This window comes from Oleiphilus sp. HI0066 (assembly GCF_001635725.1).
In genome coordinates this window covers 1-1557 of sequence record NZ_LWFH01001235.1, presented here as the reverse complement: position 1 = coordinate 1557, position 1557 = coordinate 1, and the positions used below count along the sequence as shown (strand labels likewise).

The window sequence follows — 1557 nt, the reverse complement described above, 5'->3', positions numbered from 1 at the left end:
AACGAGTTCTGCAGCATTGCACATAGCGATGGCATGTATACAACCAAGATGATTCTGCACTTTCTTCTGGTTCTTCAGAATCATTTCGCAATAGCCAGGGCGTAATACGGTCACCAAAGGGTCGATGCTTTCGAAGTAGGGTGCAACCGTTGCAATGCCCTTTGAAAAGCCTTCTCCGCCCATTTGTTCAAACATCTTTAAATACTGATTCATGATCGTTGCCTTATTCTTATTTTTTAATGAAGTGGGTATTAGTTGTGTGCTGTCAGAAACTCGAATGTTTCTTTCCATAAGGTGCTTTCAAATTTAGCTTTAAACATTCCAGTATGGCCGATGTGTTTCGCGTCCACATCTTTGGGTTTAACTAGTTTTAGTTCGCAATCAGCTTCGTGGAACTGACGCAAAAGATGGTTAATGTTTTCTTTCGGCGCGAGCGCATCGTCAGAGAATGCGTAAGACAAAATAGGTATTTGCATTGAATAAAAACGAGAGCAATCAAGCCCGAAACTCGGATCCAGCAAATAGTTTGGTTTACTCATCCATTTAGCCCACTGTTGTACGGCTTTTGAAGGCAGGTTTTGATTGCCTAGCCCGAATTTGTCAGCAGGGAATGGCGAATAAATTCTGCTTACGATGGGTAGGATAAAACCAATATTGACGCGAATTTTTAGTCCATCCGCAAGGCGTGGCCATCGCTTCCAGTAGGGCGCGCTCGCGGCAACAAATACTGCACTTTTAAGCTGCTCGCTCGAAGGGGCTAAGGCGAGTAGTTGTCCGCCAATACTATGGCCAATGAAATACACCTGATCGGTCTTTGATATGGCATAACGCAGCACGCCTTCTATGTCTTGTGTTCCCCACTCACTCAGCTCAAAGTCTTCTCGCGTTAGCGATTCGTTATCGCCCGTTCCTCGATAATCAAAGCAAAGCACTTTCTAGCCTTGTTTGACAAAGAACTCGGCCATTGGCCAATAAAAACTTTGGTTTACACCGAAGGCACTTGCAATAACGATGGTGCCGAGTGGGGGATTTTCAGGGCTAAATTCACTGATCAATAACGATGTATGATCTCGGCACGTGAGGGTAGTGGTTAATTTCATAGGAGGGCTGACAGCTAAGGAATTTGTTTTGCGTCAGCTTACCTAAGTATCGTGCGTCAAACTAGCGTTAATATGCGATTTTAAAGATGAGCAAGGCGATGCAGATAATGGTTCCTAACAAAGGGTAAGCGGGTGTTTTTAACGTGAAGTCTTTCGTCATTTTGTTTCGTCTGAGTACAACCAAAGATGCGTTCACGAGAGTAAAAACACACAGCACAATAAAGCTTCTGTAAGAAGCAAGTGTGACGAGCGGTAGCGCGAGGGCAAACATTAAAACTACCCCAGTTACGGCGAATGTCGCGAACCAAGGTGTTTTGGTTTTCTCAGAAATGAGGCCAAATACTTGTGGTACACGTTGTTGATTCGCCATGCCGTAAAGTACGCGCGATGCCATAATAATTTGGGTGAGAACCCCGTTGATAATGGCAAATAAACTGATCACTGAAATCCATTTTCC

At 44.2% G+C, this 1557-nt stretch carries 3 protein-coding genes; all 3 read right to left on the bottom strand.

All coding sequences use genetic code 11. The features are described 5' to 3' along the window. The coding region (locus tag A3738_RS17825) for a DUF4442 domain-containing protein (protein WP_156504319.1) at nt 1–213 on the bottom strand (213 nt) is incomplete at its 3' end. A gap of 38 nt (nt 214–251) precedes the next feature. Beyond that, nucleotides 252–932, bottom strand: a complete 681-nt coding sequence (locus A3738_RS17820; protein WP_068763749.1) for an alpha/beta fold hydrolase — start codon at nt 930–932, stop codon at nt 252–254. A 235-nt stretch (nt 933–1167) separates the two neighbouring features. Beyond that, on the bottom strand, nt 1168–1557 hold a 390-nt coding region (locus A3738_RS17815; protein WP_156504318.1), incomplete at its 5' end, for an amino acid permease.